19 protein-coding genes and 2 pseudogenes are annotated in these 21949 nt (G+C 63.0%); 6 read left to right on the top strand and 15 right to left on the bottom strand.

Annotated elements, in window-relative coordinates:
* Positions 1–112 precede the first annotated feature (112 nt).
* From H9L14_RS13495 to H9L14_RS13485, 3 genes are all read right to left on the bottom strand, one after another.
* Positions 113–943 (bottom strand): alpha/beta fold hydrolase, encoded by an 831-nt coding sequence (locus H9L14_RS13495; RefSeq protein WP_187708504.1) that lies wholly within the window; start codon positions 941–943, stop codon positions 113–115.
* 76 nt (positions 944–1019) lie between these two features.
* Positions 1020–1826, bottom strand: coding sequence for an SDR family oxidoreductase (locus H9L14_RS13490; RefSeq protein WP_222949844.1), 807 nt, complete (start codon positions 1824–1826; stop codon positions 1020–1022).
* A gap of 5 nt (positions 1827–1831) precedes the next feature.
* Positions 1832–2161, bottom strand: coding sequence for a nuclear transport factor 2 family protein (locus H9L14_RS13485; protein WP_187708503.1), 330 nt, complete (start codon positions 2159–2161; stop codon positions 1832–1834).
* A 118-nt stretch (positions 2162–2279) separates the two neighbouring features.
* On the opposite strand from H9L14_RS13485, the gene H9L14_RS13480 reads away from it, so the two are divergent.
* Complete coding sequence (locus tag H9L14_RS13480; protein ID WP_187708502.1) at positions 2280–3179, top strand: LysR family transcriptional regulator; 900 nt, start codon at positions 2280–2282, stop codon at positions 3177–3179.
* Positions 3180–3538: 359 nt separating this feature from the next.
* Here the strand turns inward: H9L14_RS13480 and gyrB are convergent.
* Positions 3539–6032: pseudogene (gene gyrB, locus H9L14_RS13475) on the bottom strand (DNA topoisomerase (ATP-hydrolyzing) subunit B).
* A 187-nt stretch (positions 6033–6219) separates the two neighbouring features.
* Here gyrB and H9L14_RS13470 point away from each other — a divergent pair.
* Positions 6220–7617, top strand: coding sequence for a M20/M25/M40 family metallo-hydrolase (locus H9L14_RS13470; protein ID WP_187708501.1), 1398 nt, complete (start codon positions 6220–6222; stop codon positions 7615–7617).
* Here the strand turns inward: H9L14_RS13470 and H9L14_RS13465 are convergent.
* From H9L14_RS13465 to H9L14_RS13440, 6 genes are all read right to left on the bottom strand, one after another.
* A complete protein-coding gene (locus H9L14_RS13465; RefSeq protein WP_187708500.1) occupies positions 7598–9085 on the bottom strand; it encodes a DEAD/DEAH box helicase in 1488 nt (495 codons plus the stop codon). The genes H9L14_RS13470 and H9L14_RS13465 overlap by 20 nt on opposite strands.
* Before the next feature lie 184 nt (positions 9086–9269).
* Positions 9270–10328 (bottom strand): DNA replication/repair protein RecF, encoded by a 1059-nt coding sequence (gene recF / locus H9L14_RS13460; RefSeq protein WP_187708499.1) that lies wholly within the window; start codon positions 10326–10328, stop codon positions 9270–9272.
* 17 nt (positions 10329–10345) lie between these two features.
* A complete protein-coding gene (locus H9L14_RS13455) occupies positions 10346–10666 on the bottom strand; it encodes an antibiotic biosynthesis monooxygenase (protein ID WP_187708498.1) in 321 nt (106 codons plus the stop codon).
* Positions 10663–11766 (bottom strand): DNA polymerase III subunit beta, encoded by a 1104-nt coding sequence (gene dnaN, locus H9L14_RS13450; protein WP_187708497.1) that lies wholly within the window; start codon positions 11764–11766, stop codon positions 10663–10665. Before dnaN ends, H9L14_RS13455 begins: the two co-directional genes overlap by 4 nt.
* Positions 11767–11854: 88 nt before the next feature.
* A complete protein-coding gene (locus tag H9L14_RS13445; RefSeq protein WP_187708496.1) occupies positions 11855–12436 on the bottom strand; it encodes a fasciclin domain-containing protein in 582 nt (193 codons plus the stop codon).
* A 79-nt stretch (positions 12437–12515) separates the two neighbouring features.
* The gene (locus tag H9L14_RS13440; RefSeq protein ID WP_187708495.1) at positions 12516–13409 is read right to left on the bottom strand and encodes a hypothetical protein; all 894 of its coding nucleotides are present in this window, start codon (positions 13407–13409) and stop codon (positions 12516–12518) included.
* Here H9L14_RS13440 and H9L14_RS13435 point away from each other — a divergent pair.
* Complete coding sequence (locus H9L14_RS13435) at positions 13362–13907, top strand: hypothetical protein (protein ID WP_187708494.1); 546 nt, start codon at positions 13362–13364, stop codon at positions 13905–13907. The two genes, H9L14_RS13440 and H9L14_RS13435, sit on opposite strands and share 48 nt — an antisense overlap.
* 120 nt (positions 13908–14027) lie before the next feature.
* On the opposite strand, the pseudogene H9L14_RS13430 reads toward H9L14_RS13435, so the two are convergent.
* A pseudogene (locus tag H9L14_RS13430) lies at positions 14028–15286 on the bottom strand (spinster family MFS transporter).
* Between the two features lie 58 nt (positions 15287–15344).
* Positions 15345–17666 carry a TonB-dependent receptor gene (locus tag H9L14_RS13425; protein WP_187708493.1) on the bottom strand — a complete coding sequence of 774 codons (2322 nt, stop codon included), beginning with the start codon at positions 17664–17666 and terminating at the stop codon, positions 15345–15347.
* 111 nt (positions 17667–17777) lie between these two features.
* On the opposite strand from H9L14_RS13425, the gene H9L14_RS13420 reads away from it, so the two are divergent.
* Complete coding sequence (locus H9L14_RS13420; protein ID WP_425506884.1) at positions 17778–18440, top strand: TetR/AcrR family transcriptional regulator; 663 nt, start codon at positions 17778–17780, stop codon at positions 18438–18440.
* Here H9L14_RS13420 and H9L14_RS13415 read toward each other — a convergent pair.
* From H9L14_RS13415 to H9L14_RS13405, 3 genes are read right to left on the bottom strand one after another with little or no spacing between them, the layout of a single operon-like run.
* The gene (locus H9L14_RS13415) at positions 18437–19531 is read right to left on the bottom strand and encodes an aminotransferase class V-fold PLP-dependent enzyme (protein ID WP_187708491.1); all 1095 of its coding nucleotides are present in this window, start codon (positions 19529–19531) and stop codon (positions 18437–18439) included. The two genes, H9L14_RS13420 and H9L14_RS13415, sit on opposite strands and share 4 nt — an antisense overlap.
* A 53-nt stretch (positions 19532–19584) precedes the next feature.
* Complete coding sequence (locus tag H9L14_RS13410; protein ID WP_187708490.1) at positions 19585–20352, bottom strand: tryptophan 2,3-dioxygenase; 768 nt, start codon at positions 20350–20352, stop codon at positions 19585–19587.
* Positions 20353–20405: 53 nt separating this feature from the next.
* A complete protein-coding gene (locus H9L14_RS13405; protein WP_187708489.1) occupies positions 20406–20870 on the bottom strand; it encodes an outer membrane protein assembly factor BamE in 465 nt (154 codons plus the stop codon).
* Positions 20871–20972: 102 nt separating this feature from the next.
* Between H9L14_RS13405 and H9L14_RS13400 the strand changes: the two genes are divergently transcribed.
* Positions 20973–21488 carry a ubiquinol-cytochrome C chaperone family protein gene (locus H9L14_RS13400; RefSeq protein WP_187708488.1) on the top strand — a complete coding sequence of 172 codons (516 nt, stop codon included), beginning with the start codon at positions 20973–20975 and terminating at the stop codon, positions 21486–21488.
* A complete protein-coding gene (locus H9L14_RS13395; protein ID WP_246444211.1) occupies positions 21485–21928 on the top strand; it encodes a YceD family protein in 444 nt (147 codons plus the stop codon). The genes H9L14_RS13400 and H9L14_RS13395 overlap by 4 nt, the downstream gene beginning before the upstream one ends.
* Positions 21929–21949: the final 21 nt, after the last annotated feature.

Below are 21949 nucleotides of genomic sequence, written 5' to 3'. Positions count from 1 at the left end.
CGACGGAGGACAGGCCAAGTGCTGCAGCGGCTAGCAGAATACTTTTGGCGTTTTTCATGATCGTTCTCCTTAGGCGAGATGTTGCGATGACAAGGTAGGCTTCGTCCGAGCGTCACCCGGTGATGAAGGCGAGAATATCCTCGTTGATGATGTCCGCGTTGATGGTGGCCATGCCATGGGACAAACCGGGATAGATCTTGATCTCGCCCTTCCTGAGCAGCTCAATGGCAAGCTTGGCGCTCTGGTCGATGGGGACAATCTGATCGTCGTCGCCGTGCAGGATCAGCGTCGGAACATCGATCGCCTTCAGATCGTCGGTGAAGTCCGTCTCGGAGAAGGCCTTGATTCCCTGATAGTGCGGGAGCGAGCCGCCCATCATCGCTTGGCGCCACCAGTTGCTGATGACTGCGGGCTTCGCTTCGACGCCGTCGCGATTGAAGCCATAGAATGGGCCGGATGCCAGACCGTGATAGAAGCTCGCCCGGTCTGCAGCTAGCGCCGCACGAAACCCGTCGAACAGCTCGATTGGAAGTCCATTCGGGTAGGCGTCGGTTCTGGCCATGATCGGTGGCACCGCCCCAATCAGCACTGCCTTCGCTACGCGGCCTGCCTCTGCCCGAGCTACGTAGCGCGCGACTTCACCGCCGCCGGTGGAGTGACCGACGTGAACAACATCCCGAAGACCGAGCGCATCGACCACAGACGCAGCATCGGCAGCATAATGGTCCATGTCGTGGCCGCCCGGCACCTGCTCCGAACGCCCGTGGCCGCGCCGGTCATGGGCGATAACGCGGTAACCTTGGTTGACGAAGAAGAGGAGCTGCGCGTCCCAGTCATCAGAGGAGAGTGGCCAGCCATGGTGAAACATGATCGGCTGATCGTCCTTAGCGCCCCAGTCCTTGTAGAAGATCTGTACGCCGTCCGTCGTCGTTACGTATCCCATCTGCTTTCTCCTTCCAGTTAGTGCGATAGCGCCAGTGTTCTCTTCTAATGCCGCCAGGGCTTTCGATGATCGGGCGTCAGGCGGTCGGGACCGTCCCGCCGTCGATCGTGAACTCGGCGCCATGGATGGCGGCGGCACGATCGGACGCGAGGAAGGCCATCAGCTCCGCAACTTCGTCGGGCCGAGCCGGCCGCCCGAGTGGGATCCCGCCAAGAGAAGCAAGGATCCTGCCGGTGGCTTCCTGCTCGTCCACTTTCGCGTCGGCGGCGATCCTCTCTACGAGCGCCTTTGCTGCCTCCGTCGCGATCCAGCCCGGCGAGACCACGTTGACGCGAATGCCCTTTGGGCCGACCTCCTTGGATAGCGCCTTGCTGTAGGCGACCAGCGCTGCCTTGGCGGCCGCATAAGCGGTCGTGGACTCGGGCAATGGCAGCTTGCGCTGGATCGACCCGGTATGAATAATCGCTCCTGCGCCTTTCGCGACCATTCGGGGTACAAGTGCCCGGTCAAGCCGGACGGCACTCAGCAGGTTGAGGTTCAGCTCCCTTGCCCAATGGCTCTCCTGAAGCGCCGCGAACCCACCGCCCGGCGAATTCGACCCGCCAAGGACGTGGACGAGGATGTCGATCCTTCCCATCCGTTCCAGTGCCTGCGCGGCGAACAGCTCGACCCCGTCGACCGTCCCGAGGTCGGCCTGAACGAAGAGGTCCGAGGGGACGAAATCCGGCCGCTCGGACCGGGCTGCCGTCATCACCGTTGCTCCGCCAGCCTGGAAGCGACGAAAAGCCGCTCCGCCGGCACCCTTCGTTCCTCCGCTGATGACGACGTTCTTGCCGATGAACTCGGAAGAATCTGCCCAATGCATGGTCTTGCTTGCGCTCATGACCATCACGCCCCGATCTCAAGGTCGGCAATGCGGTCGCCGTCGAAGCGAAAGCCGTAGCGCAGGTCTACCGGACTGCCGGGGAAGTTGCCGACCAAGTGGCCCGTCACGATCGTGCGGTTGCCCTCCGTGGCTACTGCGAACGGCTCGACCGTGTATTTGTATTTCGAGCCCGCTCCTCGCTTCCAGGCAATAATTGCCTCGCACCCCTCGTAGACCTGGCCCTCATCCTTCACCGTTGCATCGTCCGTGAAGCAGGTGGCGAGGGCGTCGAGATCGCGCGCTGCGTCGAACGCGAAGTAACGCGTGATCGGGATTGGCAGATCGATGGTCATGTCGAGGTCCTCCGGCCGTGGCGCCGCACGTGGCAGCTTGGTCGAGCCTCACTTAGACGCTTGCCTTCCCTTCGATAATCGGGACAAAGCAGGACGTGCTGTTGCGATAGGAGGGACAATGTCCCGGATGGGACTGTTTGGCCTGCAGGCCGTTCTTGCAATCGCCCGGCGCGGCTCCTTCCGATCCGCCGCACTCGAACTTAACGTGTCGACGACGGCACTGAGCAATGCCGTTGCCAAGCTGGAGCGGGAGCTCGGCGTGCGTCTCTTCAATCGCACGACGCGGAGCGTCTCGCTGACCGATGCGGGTCGAAGCTTTGTCGACCAGGTCGGGCCGGCACTTCAGGACATCGGCGATGCGATGAACATCGCGCGTTCGCATCAGGAAGTGCCGTCCGGGACCATCCGCATCAACAGCTTTCCGACCGCAGCCCGTGAGGCGGTGATGCCTCTGGTGCTGCAGTTCCTCGAACGCTATCCCCAGGTCCATGTCGACATCGTCACGGAGGGACGGCTGGTCGACATCGTCGGCGAGGGGTTCGACCTCGGAGTTCGCGCGGCCGACCTGGTGCCCCACGACATGATCGCCGTTCCGCTACAGTCGGCTCGCCGTCACGTCGTCGTCGGGACACCGGCCTATCTCCAGGCCGCGGGCGTTCCCGAGGTGCCGAGCGCACTATCCCAACACCGCTGCATCTGCATTCGTCTACCAAACGGCGCGCCTTACCCGTGGCAGTTCGAGAAGGACGGCAAGACAGTGAAGATCAACGTGGGCGGCCCACTCACGCTGGACGAGGCTTCGCTGGCCCGAATGGCGGTGCTGAGCCACGTCGGCCTCGGCTACTTCATGGAGGCCGATGTGCGTGAGGATATCGAGAAAGGTCGCTTCGTCGAGGTGCTGGGGGACTGGGCCCTGAATGTCCCGCCTCTTTGCCTCTATTATCCAAGCAGGCGAAACCCGTCGGCGGCCTTCCGTGCTCTCGTCGAACTAGCGCGAGAAATTAATTCGCAGGTTTAAACGCCATGCCGAAGGCTGCAATTGTGCAATGACCCTCTGCAGCGGACGGTCCGCTAACGGCCAAGTTCGGCCTCCCAGACGCCTTAATTGCTTCCGAAGCGCAAATTATCTTTGAGACAGGTTATTGGTTGTCCGGAACAGCCAACCGCCTGAACGAGACAGACAATCGGCTGATTCCAGAACAAACCCGGCCCAAACCACTCGCAAGGCCGATCAGCATCTCTTGGATGAACTCCCGCGAGGCCCAGCGATTTCACCCACCGGCCCGTCGAAAACGCCCCAATTCCGGCTTTAATGCTTCCGCAACCGGCTTAATCGCTTCCGAAATCGTAGTTATCGGTTCCGTTGAGAGCAGTTCCTTAGACGTCCAGGTTCGCGACGCTGAGCGCGTTCTCCTGGATGAACTCCCGTCGTGGCTCGACGATGTCGCCCATCAGCCGCGTGAAGATCTCATCGGCGACATCGGCCTGGGCGACTTCGACCCGCAGCAATGAGCGGTTCGCCTTGTCGAGCGTCGTTTCCCAAAGCTGCTCGGCGTTCATTTCGCCGAGACCCTTGTAGCGCTGGATGCTGAGACCGCGACGACCCGCGGCGAGCACGGCATCAAGAAGTTCGGACGGCCGCGTGACCACAACCGTCTTCCCCTTGGTGTCGCTTTCGACCGCCTGCTCTTCGCCCTCTTCGCCTTCGACCGGCTCAGGCTTCGCCTCTTCGGCGGCACCCTTCTTTAGCGTCTTGAGCGTAGCGACCGTCGCGTAGGTAGCTGCCTGCTCACCGGCCAGGGTCGCCAGCTTCCGCGCCTCGGTCGAGACGAGAAAACCCTTCTCGAAGATGTAGGCATCGGTCACCCCGCGCCACAGACGCTTGAGCAGATAACCGCCCTCGCTGGACATTTCGCCGGACCATTGCGCTTCCGGGTCGCCGTTGTTGAGCCACTCGGCGACTTTGACGATCGCCTTGGCGCGGCCTGCATCATCGAGCTTTGGATTGAGCGCATCGTTGATCGCCAGCCCCTCGATCAAGGTCGAATCATACCTGCGCGGCGCATAGCGCATCAGCGTACGCATTCGGCGGGCGTGATCGACGAGAGTCCGGAGGTCCTGTCCAGACCGCGGACCGCTCTTGCTCTCGAATATGAGGCCTTCGAGACCCGCATCGACGAGATATTCATCGAGCGCTGCATCATCCTTGAGATAGACTTCGGACCGGCCGCGAGCGACTTTGTATAGCGGCGGCTGGGCGATGTAGAGGTGCCCGCCTCGATCAGCTCCGGCATCTGCCGGTAGAACAGAGTGAGCAGAAGCGTGCGGATGTGAGCGCCGTCGACGTCGGCGTCCGTCATAATGACGATCTTGTGGTAGCGCAGCTTCTCGAGGTTGAATTCCTCGCGGCCGATGCCGGTGCCGAGCGCCTGGATGATGGTCCCGATCTCCTTCGACGACAGCATTCGGTCGAAGCGGGCACGCTCGACGTTCAGAATCTTGCCCTTGAGGGAAGGATCGCCTGGAACTTGCTGTCGCGGCCCTGCTTTGCGGATCCGCCGGCGCTGTCGCCCTCGACCAGGAACAGCTCGGACTTGGCGGGATCGCGCTCCGAGCAGTCGTGCAGCTTGCCGGGCAATGAGGCGATGCCCATCACAGACTTGCGGCTGGCTTCGCGCGCCTTGCGGGCAGCCTCGCGCGCGGCGGCAGCGTCGATGATCTTCTGGATGATCGTCCGCGCGTGCGCAGGATTTTCCTCGAGCCATTCGGCCATCTTGTCGGCCATCAGGCTTTCGAGCGGCTGGCGGACCTCGGACGAGACGAGCTTGTCCTTGGTCTGCGAGCCGAACTTCGGGTCGGGGAGCTTCACGGAAACGATGGCGGTAAGGCCCTCGCGCATGTCTTCGCCAGTCAGACTCACCTTTTCGCGCTTAAGCACACCTGACTTGTCGGCGTAATTGTTGATCGTGCGTGTCAACGCCGCCCGGAATGCCGCAAGGTGCGTGCCGCCGTCGCGCTGCGGGATGTTGTTCGTGAAGCAGAGGACCTGCTCGTAATAGCTGTCGTTCCATTCGAGCGCGACTTCGATGCCGATGTCGTCGCGCTGGCCGGTGACCGAAATCGGGTCCGGAATCAGCGGAGTCTTGGCGCGGTCCAGATATTTCACGAAGGCTCCGATCCCGCCTTCGTAATGCATCTCGACTTCCTTCAGCTCGTCGTGCCGAGCGTCCTGGAGGACGAGGCGAACGCCCGAGTTGAGGAAGGCAAGCTCCCGGAAGCGGTGCTCCAGCCGGTCGAAGTCGAAGTCCAGGATCTTGAAGGTCTCTGGGCTTGGAAGGAACGTCACCTTCGTTCCGCGCTTGTCGGTCTTGCCGACGACCTTCAGCGGAGCCTCGGCATCGCCGTGACGGAAGCGCATGTAATGCTCTTCGCCGTCGCGCCAGATCGTCAGGTCGAGGAATTCGCTGAGCGCATTGACGACCGAAACGCCGACGCCGTGGAGACCGCCCGAAACCTTGTAGGCATTGTCGTCGGACGTGTTCTCGAACTTACCGCCGGCGTGCAGCTGGGTCATAATGACCTCGGCCGCCGACACGCCCTCCTCGGCATGGATGCCCGTCGGAATTCCGCGGCCGTTGTCCTCGACGGAGACCGATCCATCCGGATTGAGCGTGATCAGGACGCGATCGCAGTGCCCGGCCAGCGCCTCGTCGATCGCGTTGTCGCTGACCTCGAACACCATGTGGTGGAGGCCTGAGCCGTCATCGGTATCGCCGATGTACATGCCGGGACGCTTGCGCACCGCATCGAGGCCCTTGAGGACCTTGATGCTGTCGGCGCCATAGGAATTGCTGTTGGGATCGGTTGCCATGATGTCCGGGATAGGGAGAAAAACGGGAAAAGTCTCACGGAAACGCGCGTGCGCGCACGCGCGCGTGAGTCACTCCTCCCCAATATAGGAATTCTTCCGGAGATTTCGAGCTTCGCCCTTGCGCGCCAGCCGTGAAAGGTGAAGCGTGTCGCCGCTGCCCTCCCATGGCGGCGAAGCAGGGGGCAAGATGCTTAGATCCGCCGCTGTAATCGCGCTCGCATTTACCGCTCAGACCGTTTCAGCCCAGGCGCTCCGGCCCGACCAGGTCGAGTATCGGGCCCTCTACAAGGAGCTGGTCGAAACCAATACGACGCTTAGCAGTGGGAGCTGCACCTTGGCCGCAGAACGCATGGCTGCGCGTCTGAGAGAAGCCCGCCTCCCGGAAAGCCAGATCACCTTGTTTGTCGATCCCGCTCATCCGAAGGAGGGCGGTCTTGTTGCCATCTATCCGGGCACCTCGAAGACGCTGAAGCCGATCCTCGGCATCGCCCATATCGACGTGGTCGAGGCGAAGAAGGAAGACTGGGTCCGCGACCCCTTCACCCTGATTGAGGAGAACGGCTATTTCTATGCTCGCGGTTCGCTGGACGACAAGGCCATGGCGTCCGCCCTGGTCGACACACTGATCCGCTTCCAGGAATCGGGATACAAGCCGAAGCGCACGGTAAAGATCGCCCTCACTTGCGGCGAGGAAACCAACGGCGCCTTCAATGGCGCGCAGTGGCTGGCCGCGAACAAGCGCGACCTGATCGATGCCGAATTCGCGCTTAACGAAGGCGGCGGCGGGACCACCGACGGCAAGGGGAGGGTTGTCGAACAGGCAATGCAGGTCGGCGAAAAGACGTTCGCGACCTACCGCCTCGAGACTCGAAACCCGGGCGGCCACAGCTCTGTGCCGAGGCCCGACAATGCAATCTATCAGCTCGCGCAGGCCCTTGTCCGCTTGCAGGGCTACGAATTCCCGCTGGAAATGAGCGAGACGACGCGAGCCTATTTCCGCGAATCCGGAACCGGACGGAAGGACGAAGTCGGGCGTGCCATGGTCGCGCTTTCATCGAACCAGGCCGACAAGGCAGCCGAAGCGATCGTCAACAAGGACCCGTTTCTCCACTCCAATCTTCGGACGACCTGCGTCGCCACGATGTTGGACGGTGGGCACGCCAAGAACGCGCTCGCGCAGCGTGCCGGCGCCTTCGTGAACTGCCGCATCTTTCCCGGACATTCGGTCGACGAAATTCGCTCGGAGCTCGCAAAGGTCATCGGCGATGAGGGTGTAAACCTGACGGCCATCCCGCCGCTTCGCCCATCACCCCCAGCTCCGCCGCTCGATCCGAAAATCATGGAGCCTGCCGCAAGACTGGCGGCAAAATATTTCCCCGGCGTCCCCGTCGTTCCGTCGATGGCTAACGGCTACACCGACGCGACCTTCCTAGGCGCAGCCGGCATACCGACATACGGGGTGCCGGGCGCCTGGGGTGATCCCGATGGAAATGGAGCCCATGGGTTGAACGAGCGGATCGAAGTCCGCTCGCTCTACGTCGGCCGAGATTATCTCTACGACCTGATCAAGGCCTACGCGAACTAGCCCTGAGCTTGACGGCCGCCTGGGCGACCGCGCCCGCCGCGGAACGGACGCTTCGGGCGGCCGCCTTCGGGACGGTGTGCGGCATGGCCATCGGCGCGGTGCGGATGACGCTGCTGCTGCGGTCGATCGGTCCGTTGCTGGCCTGCGCGGGATGTTCCGGCCGCTGCTGACCCGAACGCTGCTGGCCTGACCGTTCACCGGAACGCTCGTTGCGCTGCTCGCGGCGCTGGCCGTCGAAGCGGCGGTCCGCCTTGATGCCGTGCGAGTGGAAACGCCGCGGCTGTTCCTCGGCCTGCTTGGGAGCGGGCTTGAGCCGCTTCAGTTCGGCAGCCGCCTGGACGAAGTTCTCCGGAAGCGGAGCAACTTCGATCTTCTGACGCGTCAGCCGCTCGATGTCGCGCAACAGTCCGCGCTCCTCCGATGAACAAAAGGCAATGGCCTTGCCCTCGGCGCCCGCGCGAGCGGTCCGGCCGATACGGTGGACATATTGCTCCGGGACCTCGGGAAGGTCGTAATTGACGACATGGCTGACACCCGGGATGTCGATCCCGCGCGCGGCAATGTCGGTCGCAATCAGGACCGGCGTCTGACCTGAACGGAACTCGGCTAGCGCCCGCTCACGCTGGCCCTGGCTCTTGTTGCCGTGAATGGCGCTGGCCGCGACCCCTGCGGCATTGAGCATCCGGACGATCTTGTCGGCTCCATGCTTGGTTCGGCTGAAGACCAGGGCGCGCTCGACCTTTTCGGTCTGCAAGAGAATGGTCAGGAGAGCGGTCTTTTCCGGCTGGTTGACCATGACAACCTTCTGATCGACGCGATCGGCGGTCTTGGCGACGGGAGTCACCGCAACCTCGGCCGGGTTCGTCAGATACTTGTCGGCAAGCTCCTTGATTGCCCTCGGCATGGTGGCCGAGAAGAACAAGGTCTGGCGCTTTGCCGGGACCAAGGCGACGATGCGCTTCAGCGCATGGATGAAGCCGAGGTCGAGCATCTGATCGGCCTCGTCGAGGACGAGGATTTCGAGATCGCGAAGGCTGAGCGCGCGCTGGTCGATGAGGTCGAGCAGGCGGCCCGGCGTAGCAACGAGGACGTCGAGACCGCGCGCGACCGTGCGCACGCTCTTCGAATTGGGAACGCCGCCGAAGATGACGCCGACAGACAGCCGCATGAAGCGGCCATAGGTCTCAGCGCTCACCGCGATCTGCGAAGCGAGTTCGCGGGTCGGCGCAAGCACCAGCATCCGGATCTGGCCCGGCTTAGGAATGTTGCGATTGGCTGCCAGGCGGTCGAGCGACGGCAGCATGAACGCCGCCGTCTTGCCGGTACCAGTCTGTGCAATGCCGAGGAGATCGCGGCCGGTCAGGACCGTCGGGATCGCCTGATGCTGGATTGGCGTCGCCTGCGAATAATTCTTCGCCGCAAGCGCGTCGAGAAGGGGCTTGGACAGGCCAAGATTATGAAATGACAATGGTAATTCCAATATGAAACGGCCGCGCAAAGCGCGGTCCGAGGGGGTCAAAAAAGCGCCCGCGTGAATTGGAGAGCAAAATCGATCGAAGCGCGGGCCGGGTCCTCAAACTTGTCGAGACCGTTCACGCCGCTTGAAAAGCGCTTCGTGCTGCAGTGCAATATAGAGGTAAAACACGAAAAGTCTAGATACGGTGGACAGCGCCCCCTTCGACATGGAGACGGCTAGCCTCTCCAACGCCGTCGAACAGCGCCGCTTCGGTCGCCGTCATCCACACCTGGCCGCGCCCTTCGAGGCGGGTGAAGAGCGCCGAGCGGCGCTTCGGATCGAGGTGGGCGGCGACCTCATCGAGCAGCAGAATGGGCGGTTCGCCACGGCGCTCGGCGACCACCTCGGCATGTGCCAGCACGAGCCCGAGGAGCAGCGCCTTCTGTTCGCCGGTTGAGGAGCGGGAAGCCTCCATCTGTTTTGCCCGGTGACTGACGAGCAAATCCTGCCGATGCGGCCCAATTATCGAGCGGCCGGCGGCAGTATCCCGGCTTCGGCTGTCGCGAAGCTGCGCCGCAAGATCGGCCTGATCCCAGCCGTCCAACTGGATTGCCGCGCGGGCGAATTGGTCGTCCGGCGCACCTTCCAGCCGATGTTCGAGTTCGGCGACCGTTCGCGAGCGCGCTCCGGCAATCGCCGTGCCATGCTCCGCCATCTGTTGTTCGAGCGCCCCGAGCCAGGACGGGTCGGGCAATCCATCGTCAGCCAGCAGCTTGTTGCGCGCGCGCATCGCCGCCTCGTATCGCGAAGAATGGTGCGCATGGCTCGGTTCGAGAGCGAGAACGAGCCGGTCGAGAAACCGACGGCGGTCGCCAGCCGAGCCAAGGAAGAGCCGGTCCATCGCCGGCGTCAGCCAAAGCACTGACAGCCATTCGCTGAGTGAGTTGACGGACGCCGGCGCGGAATTGATCCGCACCTGCCGGCGCTCGGGCGCTGACGTCTGGGTCCCTGTTCCGATCTCGACGTCGCCGAGCCGCGCGGCTACCGCGAACCCTCCGCCTCCGCCGATCCGGGCCATTTCGGATAGCGCGGCTCCACGCAGTCCGCGGCCGGGACTTAGCAATGACACGGCCTCGAGGAGGTTGGTTTTCCCGGCGCCGTTCTCGCCCGACAGCAGGACGAACCCCGGACCGGGCTCGATGAGCGCAGACGGATAGGAACGGAAATCGGTGAGGGCGAGGCGGCTTACGGGCACTTGAGCCGGTTTAGCCTCTATTGCTCGCGGCGGTCGAGAACCTCGAAATGGGCAGCGCGAGCGTCGAAGCGGGAAAGCAACGCCTGCGCCGCAGCCGGTACGTGGCTGACGCTGTAATCCTCGCCAGTGAACGCCTTGATCGCCTCGATGCTGTCGAACCACATGCAGGTCATGAACTCGACCTCGCTGCCAAGGTCGCGCTTCATCAGGTCGATGTGGCGGAAGCCGGGGATTTTTAGCGCCTCGATCGCAGGGATGACCTCGCTGCGAACAGTGCGCTCATAGGCTGCTGCATTTTCGGGTGTCGTCCACCCGCGCCAAAGACGGCAGACCGTCACACCCGCATCGGCATGAGGACGTAGAGCGCCGGGCTCTTGTCGTTCTCACGCAGAAGAGTGGGAGCCGCGGCATCGGCCAGGTGGACCTCGACCGTGTCGCCATCGATCTCGCCGAGGATGTCGAGCAGGTATCGGGCGTTGAATCCAATCTCGATTCCTTCGGAGCCGTAATCGGCCGCGATTTCCTCGGTCGCCGTGCCGCTCTCGGGCGAAGTAACAGACAGGGTCACCTTGTCGCGATCGACGTTCATCTTAACCGCGCGGGTCTTCTCGCTGGCGATGGTCGACACACGGTCGACGCCCTGCGCGAAGCTCTTCGGATCAAGCTTAAGAAGCTTGTCGTTTCCGGTTGGAATGACCCGGTTGTAGTCCGGGAACGTGCCGTCGATCAGCTTGCTGGTCAGGACAGCGCTGCCGAGGCCGAAGCGGATCTTGGTCGGCGACATCGAGACTTCGACGGTACCCTCGAGTTCCTCAAGCAGCTTGCGAAGCTCGGCAACGCACTTCCGCGGGACGATCACGTCCGGCATTCCGTCCGCTCCATCGGGCTTCGGCACGGTCACGCGGGCGAGCCTGTGCCCGTCAGTTGCCGCAGCCTTCAGCTGGTCGTCTGCCAAATGGAGGAAGATTCCCATCAGATAGTAGCGGGTCTCCTCGGTCGAGATCGCAAAGCGCGTCTTGTCGATGATCTGGCGAAGCGTCGCCGCCGGCAGCTCGAACTTGGTCGGCAGGTCGCCTTCGGCGATTACCGGGAAGTCGTCGCGCGGCAGTGTCGAAAGGTTGAATCGCGCGCGGCCTGCGGAGAGCTGCATCTTGCCCTCGGCGGCGTTGATCTCGACCTGGCTCCCTTCCGGAAGCTTGCGGACGATGTCGAACAAGGTGTGCGCGGAGACGGTCGTCGCGCCGGCCGTCGATACATTCGCCTGGATGCTTTCATCGACTTGCAAATCGAGGTCGGTCGCCATCAGGCGGATCGATCCGTCATCGCGTGCTTCGATCAGCACGTTCGACAGGATCGGAATCGTATTGCGGCGCTCCACGACCGACTGGACGTGGCTCAGGCTCTTGAGGAGTGTCGCCCGTTCAATCGTCGCTTTCATGCGTCGTCCTGCCCCAAACATGCCGATTTCGCTTCGTTTATAGCGAGCGTTCGGCTGCTTGGAAGCAGGAAAGGCTAATGCGGACCGCTTACTTCTTCGGGGCGGCCTGTGCCGACGGCGTAAGGATCGTGTCGATGTACTGAACCACTCCGTTCGAGCGCTTCTGGTCGCCGTCGACAATGGTGGCTTTCCCACCCGAAGAATCCGTCAGGACCACCTTGCCACCATCCTTGGTCGCGGTGAGGGTTTCACCGTTCATCGTCTGGATGAGTGCCTTGCCCTTGCCGTTGTCCACGGCTTTGGCGAGGTCATCGACAAGTACGGTGCCCGGCAGGATGTGCAGCGTAAGGACGCGGGTCAGTTCGGCGCGGTTTTCGGGATTGCCTGAATCCTTGAGTGCGCCTTCGACCTTGCCGAACGCCTCATCGCGAGGAACGAGCACGGTGTACGGCCCCGGACCCGCGAGGGTGGAATCCAGTCCCGCAGCATGAGCCGCCTGGTAGAAGCGTCCATTCTTGTCGAGCGCCGCGGCGATCGTCTGATCGCCCGCGGCCTTCGCGGCCTGCGCTGGCTGGTCGGGCGCAGCGCCATTGGTGGTGTCAGTCTTGTTGCAGCCGGCGACTGCAAGCGCGAGCGCGGCCGTTGTCACGGCAAACAGTCTGAAGGTCATTGCCTCCTCCATATTCATTCTGAGAACGAAATGGCCCGGCAACGCACGCCGGGCCATCTGCGATCCATATCTTCCAAAATCAGACGAGGGCCTGGACCATCGCCGTGATCAGCTGGGTCGTGGGATCGACCTGGTAAATGTAGCCGTCGCTGTAGCGATACCATGCGTCCGGACTATCGTAATATCGGTCGCGATAGGCGAACGGGACGTTGTACGCCGAATAAGACGCCGGCAGCGGCTGACCCACCGACAGTCCACCGGTCAGCAGGGACGAAATCGCCGTGATCAGCTGCGTGTCGCGATCGACCTGATAGATCGCACCTGGAGCGTAACGGTACGCGTACTCTGGCGTGTCGCGGTAATAGTCCCGATACTGGTACGGCACGTTGTAGTAGCTGTACCCTGCCGGGAGCATTTGCCCGAGGCCATAGCCGCGATCGAGAAGGGGGATGACGTCCTCGATCATGCCCGAGCCCGCATCCAGCCGGTACACATAGCCGTTGTCGTAACGATAATATTCGTACGGCGTGTCCGGATAGAACGACTGGTAATAGTCGGGCACGTAGTAGTTGGGCTGGTTGTAATACGGGAACTGCTGGCCGACGCCGTAACCGCCACCGATCAGCGGCAGCAGTGCCGAGATAAGATTGTCGCCCCGGTCGACGCGATACACGTACCCGTCGCCCCAACGATAATAATAGTCATCGTTGTCGTGATAGATGTCGCGAAGGCCGAGCGGCAGGTAGTTCGACGCGTAGAACGAAGGCAGCGCATGGCCGATGTAGTGCTGCTTCGCGAGGCCCGGAGGCACGCAGGCCGGCGACTTCTTGGCTAGGCCCGGAGGGCAGCCGACATAGGCTGCTGGGATGCCGCGATAGGCATAGTGCCGGTCCCAATCGCCGTCGCTCCAGTCGCGCCATTCCGAATGGCGACGGAAATCGTCGCGATAACGAGCGGCGTCAATGTTGTTCACGCGCGCCAGCTCGCGCCGGTCGCCGCGGACCTGACCGCGGTCGAACGCCATGCGCTGGTCGTGGCCGATCCGATCGCGGTTTTCGACGCGAGCGGCGTTGCGGCCGCGATTGTCAATGCGCGCGAAGTCGCGGTTGCCATGATTCTGGCGCTCGACCCGCTGTGCGCGGCGTTCGTTGCGGTTCGACTGGAAGTTGGCGAATCGGCGTTCACCGCCACTGCGACGTTCCATGCGCTGCGCCTGGCGTTCACCGCCACCACGCTGCATCTGGAAAGCACGCTGCCCGCCGCCGCCGCCATGGCGCTCGGCGCGCTGCATCTGCATCTGGCGGCCACCACCGCCTCCGCCACGCTGTACCTGCTGGCCTCCGCCGCCCCCACGCTGGGCCTGGGCGTTGCCACCATGTCCTCCGCCGCCCTTGTCGGGCTTGGCGGCTGCCGGAACGGCCATCGCAAATGCCGCGACACCGGCTGCAAGGATGAGCTTCCTCATCACTAATCTCCTATTGGTTCCCAGCTAGAACGGCCCTGTCACGGGCCCGTTCCACTCCTCGGGACTGAATGGGAACGTCCTACGGCACCAGGCTGAACCGCAGATTTCTGCCGTTTGCAGGCTAGGTTAGGACTTGATGTCCTGCTTGAGGCGCACTGCGGCGAACAGGTAGAAGAGAGCGGCGAGCAAGTAGAAGCCCAGCCCGTAGAGGATCGAGAACTTGAGCGAGTCCGCTCCGTGAGCGGCCTTCAGCGTATCGGACATCCAGCCGAGGAAATAGATTCCGAATGCGATTCCGATCAGATTGTTGATGAAGAGGAAACTGGCCGAGGCCGTGGCGCGCATCGATGGCAGGACGATGTGCTGGACCGCCGTGATTACCGGCCCGAGCCAAGCGAGTGCGAGCATCTGGCCGATCGTGAAAAGCAGCCATGCAATCCACAGGTTCGGAGCGAAGAGCCCGAGCGCGAAAGTCGGCGCTGTGATCACAAAGCATACGGCTGGAATGAGGGCATAGCCGCCCGGGCGCCTGGGACCGATCCGGTCGCCGACCGAGCCTCCCAGCCAGGTACCGAGCGCTCCGCCGACGAGAACGATTGATCCATAGAACCAGCCCACATCCTCGACCGCGAGGCCGAAGCTGCGGTTGAAGAAACTCGGGAGCCAGAAGATCAGGCCGTAGCCCAGGATCGACCCGGATGCGGCCCCGAATGAAAGCAGCCAAAAGCTCGGAATGGAGAACACTGCTTTCGCGACCGCGCCAAATGGCAATTCGGATTGGACGGGAGCGGCATCGAAGCGCCCGCGCTCCGGCTCGGGAACCAGCAGCTTGATGAGCAGAGCCGCGGGAAGGCCGGCGAGGCCGATGATGATGAGCGCGCTGCGCCAAGTCAGATGAGCTGCCAGCCATCCCCGGAGAAGACGCCCAGCGCCGAACCGATCGGGATTCCGAGCGAATAGAAAGCCAACGCCCTCGATCTCTTCTCGCGTGGGAAATAGTCGGAGATGAGCGAATAGGACGGCGCGATCCCGCCGGCCTCGCCGACGGCAACTCCCATGCGGGCAACGACGAGCTGCGTGTAATTCTGCACGACGCCACAAGCGGCCGTGAACAAGCTCCAGAGCGCAACCGCCGCGGCGATGATGCTGACGCGGCCCTTGCGGTCGGCCGCCCAGGCGATCGGGATTGCGATGGCCGCGTAGAAGACGCCAAAGGCGACGCCGAGCGTGCTGAGCGCCGTATCGGAAAGTCCGAACTCCTCGCGGATCGGCACGGCAAGGACGCCGATGATGTTCCGGTCGATGAAATTAAAAATGTAGGCGAACAGCAGAAGCAGGAGCACGCGGGTCCGGAGGGCGCGCTCGCCGGTCGAAGGATCAGTCATTGCGGTCGCCGCTGGCATGGCGGCGGCGGAGCGGCAAGCCCCGCCGCCGTCACTAGCATCAATAGCGGGCCGTGAACTTCAGCGAGACCGTCCGCGGTGCGCCGTAATAAACGGTGCGGATGCTACCGACGCTAGAGAACTCCTGGCCATCGGTCTTGTACGCCTTGTCACCCAGATTGTAGCCGTACAGTCCAAGCGCGAACTTCTTGCTCGCATTTTCCCAGACGATCCGGGCGTCGTGGATCCAGTATCCGTCCTGAAAAAGGCCTTCGATCTTCGTGGCCGAATTCACGAGCGTGTTGTCGACCGCCAGCGCTGCGCGCGAGCGGTAGCGCGTCTGGCCGCCAACGGTGATCCCGCCCGTGCCGCCAAGGTCGAACGTGTATTGACCGCCCAGGCGGAGCGTCCATTTCGGCGCGAAGGCCGGCGTCTGGAACGCACGGCTGCCACCGAAATTGGTGAAGCGGACGTCGTCGAAGTCCTTGTACTTGGCATCGAGGTAACCGAGCTGTCCATCGATCAGCAGGTTGCGGACAGGGGTCCACGAGGCTTCGAGCTCTGCACCCTGGATCCGCATCTTGCCGGCATTGAGGACCGACAGCTTCGGCGACGGCAGGCCGGTGACCGGATCGTCGTCGAGCCCCGAGACGCGGGCCTGGAAGTCCCTGTAGTCGTTGTAGAAGACCGAGCCGTTCAGCCGCAGCTGCTTGGCAAGCGTCGTCTTGAAGCCGGCTTCGTAAGACCAGACCGTCTCGGGATCGTACTTGGTCGATTCCGCGACGGTGTTCGCACGGCCGTTGAACCCGCCCGATTTGAAGCCCTTTGCAACGCGCGCATAGAGCATGGTCGAAGGCGTCGCCTGCCAGTCGAGGCTGACCATCGGCGAAGTGTCGTTCCATTTGCCCTTCGGAGGAACGAATATGTAGGTCGCGTTGAATGCGGGAAGGAGCGAGAAGAACGAGCTCGTGGTCCGGAAATAATCCTTCGTTTCCTTAGTGTAGCGGATACCTGCCGACAGACGCACCGTTGGAACCACCTCGTAGCTGGCGTTCGCATAAGCGGCGTAGCTCTTGGTCGTCAGGTCGTCGTCTATGGTGCGTAGGAAGCCGCTGTTTAGGAACAGCGGGCCGAGCAGGTCGTCGGCATAGGCTTCCTGGTGCGAGCCGACATTCTCCTTGAGGTAATAGACGCCCGCAACGCCCGTCAGCCGGTCGCTGGTGTAGGCCAGCTGCATTTCCTGGCTGAACTGGTCCTGGTCCACGCCGACGAACACATCGCCGACTTCGTAGCGGGTTGCATCGATGTCGATGAAGTCGTCTGTCTTGAGCTTCCGCACCGCCGTGATGGACTTCCACGTCAAATGGTCCGTCAGGTCGGCGGTGATCGTGCCCGCGAAGCCGTAGTGCTTCAGCTTTGTCGAGTTCGGGAAGCCGGGCGTGGTCTCGCCCTTCCACTTGTACTTGCCGGAGCCGACCGGGTCGGTGACGACCAGCGTTCCTCCCGAAAAGGTCGTGAGATTGTTGACCGGACGTCCAACGTTCAGCGCGGCGTCGTCCTGACTGTAGTCGGCCGTCAGATCGACGCGGACAGTGTCCGCCGGGGTAAAGGCCACGGCGCCGCGAATGCCGGCCGAATCCCGGTTGTTGTATTCCCGATCATCGTTGCGATCATCGACGAACCCATCACGCGTCGAACGCATCACCGAAACGCCGATCGCCAGCTGGTTGCTGATTGGCCCCGAAAGGTTCGCACGGACATCGATCTGATCGAACGATCCGAGCGTCAGGCTTCCTTCGGCGCGCACATCCTGGCCGGGCTTGCGCGACACGAACTTGATGGCGCCGCCTATCGTGTTCTTGCCGTAGAGCGTCCCCTGCGGTCCGCGCAGGACCTCGATCCGCTCGACGTCGAGGAGATCGAGCTGGTTGCCGCGGATGCGCGAGAGATAGACGTCGTCGACATAGACGCCGACGGCAGGGTCGAACGTTTGCAACGCGTCCGGCTGGCCGATGCCGCGGATGAAGATGTTGGTTGCGTTGGACGAGCCGCGGCCCTGCACGATGTTGAGGTTCGGTACCGCGCCCTGCAGGCCGGTTGTGTCCTGCGCCTGGATGCGGTCGAGAGCCCGCTCGTTGAAGGCGGAGATGGAAGATGGAACGCGTTGCAGCCGTTCGTCGGTACGACGGGCTGTGACGACGATATCGCCCGTTGCGGTATCCTGGCCCTCATTGTCGGTCGCTGCGGTCGCGTCCGGAGCGGGAGGCTGCTGCTGCGCTTCGGCATTGGCCTGCTCGGCAGTTTGAGCCCAGGTCGGCGTGGAAATGGCAAGTCCGGCGACGCCAGCAAGCAGCAGGCGTCCAAAGCGGTCGGCGCGAATCATCTCAGTCCCCTCTCCCGAGGCGGTAGTTGCGCCTCGTTCAACCTTGGGTCATACTGAAACCTGAACCAGCTTTCAACTTCCTTGATGGCTGGTCGATTTGGGGGACAAGGATTGGCCGGAATTCGTGACGCCGAAGGCAGCGCGGACGCTCGCAATCCCGAGGCATCCAGCCCGGCCAGCGAAGGCAAGGCTCCGCGCACGGCTCGCGGCCAGCGCACGCTGCGCAAGATCCTCGACGCAGCGCTGGAAGAGTTCGGAGAGAAGGGCTTTTCCGAAGGCTCGATTGTCGGGATCACCAGCCGCGCCCGCGTCGCGCTTGGCACCTTTTACACCTACTTCGACAGCAAGGAGGCGGTGTTCCAGGAAGTCGTGCGCGACATGTCAGCGCAGGTCCGCGACCACGTCGCTCCGGTCCTCGCCGGGTCGGCCGACACACTGGAGGGAGAAGGCCGCGCGCTTATTTCCTTCCTCGAATTCGTCCGCACGCATCGGGAGGTCTACAGGATCATCGACGAGGCGGAGTTCGTCGATCCAGAAGGCTTCAGGAAGCACTATGTGACGACTGCCGACCGCATCGCGGCGCGGCTTCAGGCCGGCAAGGATAAAGGGGAGGTCGTCGCGATGGAGTCCAAGCTTGCGACGGAGGTCGAAGCCTGGGCGTTAATGGGAATGAACGTGTTCCTGGGGCTGCGCTTCGGAGTCTGGGGCAAGGAGTCACCGGCCGAAGTCACTCGCATCGCCAACCACCTGCTGCAGAGCGGGCTGAGGCCCTAGGTTAGGTCTCCAGCCATCCGCGCGAAGGCGTGGATGTCATCCTCGTCATGGTAGAGCGCGAGCCCGATGCGCAGAACGTCCCCGCGCACGTCCGTGACGCAATTCCGCGCCATCAACTCGCCGGACCAGCGTTGGGCCTGCGGCGTCCGGAACGCGAGAAAGCGGGCATCGCCGGGCCGGTTCAATCGCTCGGCGTCCCCGAACCGGCTCCCCTCGATCGCGTCGAGCAGATGTTCTTGGAGCCGGCTGACATGCGCGTGGATTCGCGCAGTCGTCAGTCCGTTTTCCCAAAGCATGCGGCGAACTGCGTTGAACCGGTAGAGTGCCGAGGGGTCGAATGTCGCGCCCATGAAGCGCATCGCGTCCTTGCGATAGCCGACTGCTCCGGGGGGCAGTGTCAGATCTTCGAACTCGGCGAACCAGCCGGTTAGCGGCGGACGTTCGCCATAACCGGAAGGGGCATGAAGGAAGGCGCAGCCCTCCCCCGACATCGCATATTTGTAGCCTCCGCCGACGTAGAACGCCGACCTCGAAGCGACGTCGTCGAATGGGGACTCGATGGCCATGAACGCGTGATAACCGTCGACCACGACCCACGGGCCGGGGGAGCTCGCGAGTTCCGCCAACTGGTCCACGCGATCGAAGCGGCGGCCGCTTCCGAACAGCACCTGGCTCACGAAGATCAGGTCATGTTTTCCCGACTGCGCAGCTTCCAGGAAGCGATCGGAGAAAGTCTCGAAGGGCTCGACCGCGATGCGTTCGACCGTCACCTCGCCGCACTCCTCCCAGCGCGCGAATTGCCGACGCGCGCTATGGAATTCACCGTCGCTGGTCAGGATCCTAACCTGCCGATTCTGCCGAGGGACAGCGGCGACGAGCCGAATCAGGAAATCGTGCGTGTTTGGCGCGAACACGATCGCGTCGGGTGCACCGGTTCCGAGCTCGTTCGCGACATGGCCCTGCGCTTCCGGCCACACCTCGTCCATGATCCGGTCCCACTTGCGGTCGGCAAGGCGCGCTGCGTCCTCCCAACACTCCACCTGCCCTTCGAAGCTGGCGTCGGGCCACAAATGATGGCTGTGCGCGGCCATGTGCAGCCGAGCCGGGTCGGCCCCGAGGCTTCGCGCGAAGAGCGGCTTGAAGCTCAGAGTGCGGTCCTGATCGACCAGAGCTCGGGAAATGCCCGTTTTTCCAGCGTCGAGCGAAGATATGGCGCACCGGCCGATCCGCCTGTCCCCGGCTTGTTGCCGATGATCCGTTCGACCGTCAGCACATGCTTGAACCGCCACATCGACAAGGCGTCGTCAATGTCGACGAGCTTCTCGGCAAGCTGGTACAGCTCGAACCACCGATCGGCATTACGATAGATTTCGAGCCAGGCTGCAGAGATTGCCTCTTCGGAGCGGTCGCCAAGGTCGAAGCCAGCGCGTTCGAGCGCGTCGTGGCTGGCGTCACGCAGGCTTTGGCCTTCCAGCGCTGCCTTCAGCCGGGCCGCGAGCTCGGGGATATCCTTGTGATATTCGAGGAACGCGGGATTCTTGATTCCGAGCTTGAACTCGAGCTCCCGGAACTGAGCCGACTGGAAGCCGGACGATGTGCCCAGCACGTGCCGGAATTTCATGTAATCGACCGGAGTCAGCGTCGAGAGCACATCCCACGATAAGGTCATCACCGATTGGATTCGGCCGATCCGGGACATCGCCTTGTAGGCAGGCGCGTATTGATCTTGATCCACCAGCCCGATTGCCAGATCGAGTTCGTGCAGCATCTGCTTGAGCCACAACTCCTTGGTCTGGTGAATGACGATGAAAAGCATTTCATCGTGCAGATCCGACAAGGGCTTCTGGGCATTGAGCAGCTGGTCGAGCGCAAGGTAATCGGCATAGGTCATGCCGGCGGGCGTAGCGGTCATGCGCCCCGACTAGGCGAAAGCGCGGGGCTTAGGAAGATTGGCGCCTAAGGAGATTATTGGCCCTGGCGTCCCGGCAGACCCGGCTGTCGGATCGTCCCGATGTTGTTGAACAACTCTTGGAAGAAGCCGTGCGAGCGGCCGAGCGTCGGGGTCTTGTCGTTGCTCGGGTTGATCGCCGCGATCAGGCTTTCGTCGGTCTGCTCGACCGACGCGACGTTGCCGGTCGGGTCGAAACGGACATGGATGACCGTCTGGTCCGTCACCCGCGGGTTGCGGAAAGCGAAGGCCCGGGTGTCGCGCGCAACATAATACCAGTCGTTCTGGTCGAAGGTGCCGGTGAAGCTCGGCTCACCGAGGGTCTTCTCGACCGACTGCTTGTTGTCGACGCCGACCTGCACCGCGCTGGTCAGCTGCTCGTCGATCACATATCCACGGTGCTCGCGGACGCTGAGACCGCAACCGGCCAGCATCACCGCTCCAACGCAGGCGGCTACGCCGTTGAAAACCGCAGACTTCATGATTGAACCTTCTCCCGAATCCCGCCGGCGCTTGCAGAGCCGCGAGGCCGCCTCAATATGCGGGCCGCGCCCCAAGGCGCAAGCCGCAACCAGAGGAGTCCTATGCTTAGCGCCCTGTTCGCACGATTAACGGGCAATCCCAGGCGCGGGCAGGGCCTGTTCGATCTTGCCGTCGCAGAGGCGCGCCGGACCGGCTGGTTCGTGGAGGGCGAAGTCCCGGATACGGTCAACGGGCGGTTTGCAGTGCTCGCGACGATCATTGCTCTGTTTACCGTCAAGCTGGAGCGCGAGGGCGAAGCGGGCCAGGAAGCGAGTGTCGCCCTCACCGAGCGGTTGGTCGAGTCGCTCGATGCCGAAATCCGAGAGATGGGTCTCGGCGATCCGACGCTTGGAAAGCAGGTTCGGCGCCTCGTCGGCGCTGTGGGAGGCCGCGTGGACCGCTGGCGGGTGCTGGTCGAAAGCCACGACTCATGGACCGAGGAAGTGCGGCAGAGCCTCTATCTGAACGAGGCGACGCAAATCGACGCTCTGGCGTATAGCGAATCGGCCTTGCGAAAGCTGTGGCAGCGAGTGAGCGATTCTAGCCTTGAAGAGCTTGCCGACGGGAGGATGCGGTGACGGACACCTTCGCGCACCGGCTTCCGCTCAACCAGATTCGCGACGGCGAGCGTATCGATATCAGCGCCGACGAGGGCGAGCGGCGTCAGATCGCGGACCGGCTGGGCCTGCGCTCGCTCGACCGGCTCGAGGCTCATGCCACGCTCGACCGCAAGGGCGAGATCATCCGCGCGCGAGGGCGGCTGAGGGCGAGCCTGTGTCAGAGCTGCGCGGTCACCGGCGAGCCGATCGACGCCCATGCCGATGAGGCGTTCGACATCTATTTCCTGCCCGAGCCGACGAGCGGTGGCGGCTCCGACGAAGAAGTCGAGCTTGTCGAAGCGGACTGCGACGTTGTTTTCCATGATGGATCGGCCATCGACCTGGGTGGCGCGATTGCGGACACGCTGGCGCTAGGCCTCGATCCCTATCCGCGCAGCGCGGGGCGGAAGCTGCGCTGAAGGAAGCCGGGGTGCTTAGCG

Source organism: Sphingomonas sediminicola (genome assembly GCF_014489515.1).
GTDB classification, from domain to species: Bacteria; Pseudomonadota; Alphaproteobacteria; order Sphingomonadales; family Sphingomonadaceae; genus Sphingomicrobium; species Sphingomicrobium sediminicola.
Note: the sequence above shows the minus strand (reverse complement) of the source record. Positions and strands in the feature narration are given on the sequence as shown.

What these genes read in the sequence shown, in the direction of transcription:
- H9L14_RS13495 (WP_187708504.1), bottom strand. Translation starts at nt 943, where the DNA reads ATGGGATACGTAACGACGACGGACGGCGTACAGATCTTCTACAAGGAC.
- H9L14_RS13490 (WP_222949844.1), bottom strand. Translation starts at nt 1,826, where the DNA reads ATGAGCGCAAGCAAGACCATGCATTGGGCAGATTCTTCCGAGTTCATC.
- H9L14_RS13485 (WP_187708503.1), bottom strand. Translation starts at nt 2,161, where the DNA reads ATGACCATCGATCTGCCAATCCCGATCACGCGTTACTTCGCGTTCGAC.
- H9L14_RS13480 (WP_187708502.1), top strand. Translation starts at nt 2,280, where the DNA reads ATGTCCCGGATGGGACTGTTTGGCCTGCAGGCCGTTCTTGCAATCGCC.
- H9L14_RS13470 (WP_187708501.1), top strand. Translation starts at nt 6,220, where the DNA reads ATGCTTAGATCCGCCGCTGTAATCGCGCTCGCATTTACCGCTCAGACC.
- dnaN (WP_187708497.1), bottom strand. Translation starts at nt 11,766, where the DNA reads ATGAAAGCGACGATTGAACGGGCGACACTCCTCAAGAGCCTGAGCCAC.
- H9L14_RS13445 (WP_187708496.1), bottom strand. Translation starts at nt 12,436, where the DNA reads ATGACCTTCAGACTGTTTGCCGTGACAACGGCCGCGCTCGCGCTTGCA.
- H9L14_RS13435 (WP_187708494.1), top strand. Translation starts at nt 13,362, where the DNA reads ATGGCGACGGAAATCGTCGCGATAACGAGCGGCGTCAATGTTGTTCAC.
- H9L14_RS13425 (WP_187708493.1), bottom strand. Translation starts at nt 17,666, where the DNA reads ATGATTCGCGCCGACCGCTTTGGACGCCTGCTGCTTGCTGGCGTCGCC.
- H9L14_RS13415 (WP_187708491.1), bottom strand. Translation starts at nt 19,531, where the DNA reads ATGGCCGCGCACAGCCATCATTTGTGGCCCGACGCCAGCTTCGAAGGG.
- H9L14_RS13410 (WP_187708490.1), bottom strand. Translation starts at nt 20,352, where the DNA reads ATGACCGCTACGCCCGCCGGCATGACCTATGCCGATTACCTTGCGCTC.
- H9L14_RS13405 (WP_187708489.1), bottom strand. Translation starts at nt 20,870, where the DNA reads ATGAAGTCTGCGGTTTTCAACGGCGTAGCCGCCTGCGTTGGAGCGGTG.
- H9L14_RS13400 (WP_187708488.1), top strand. Translation starts at nt 20,973, where the DNA reads ATGCTTAGCGCCCTGTTCGCACGATTAACGGGCAATCCCAGGCGCGGG.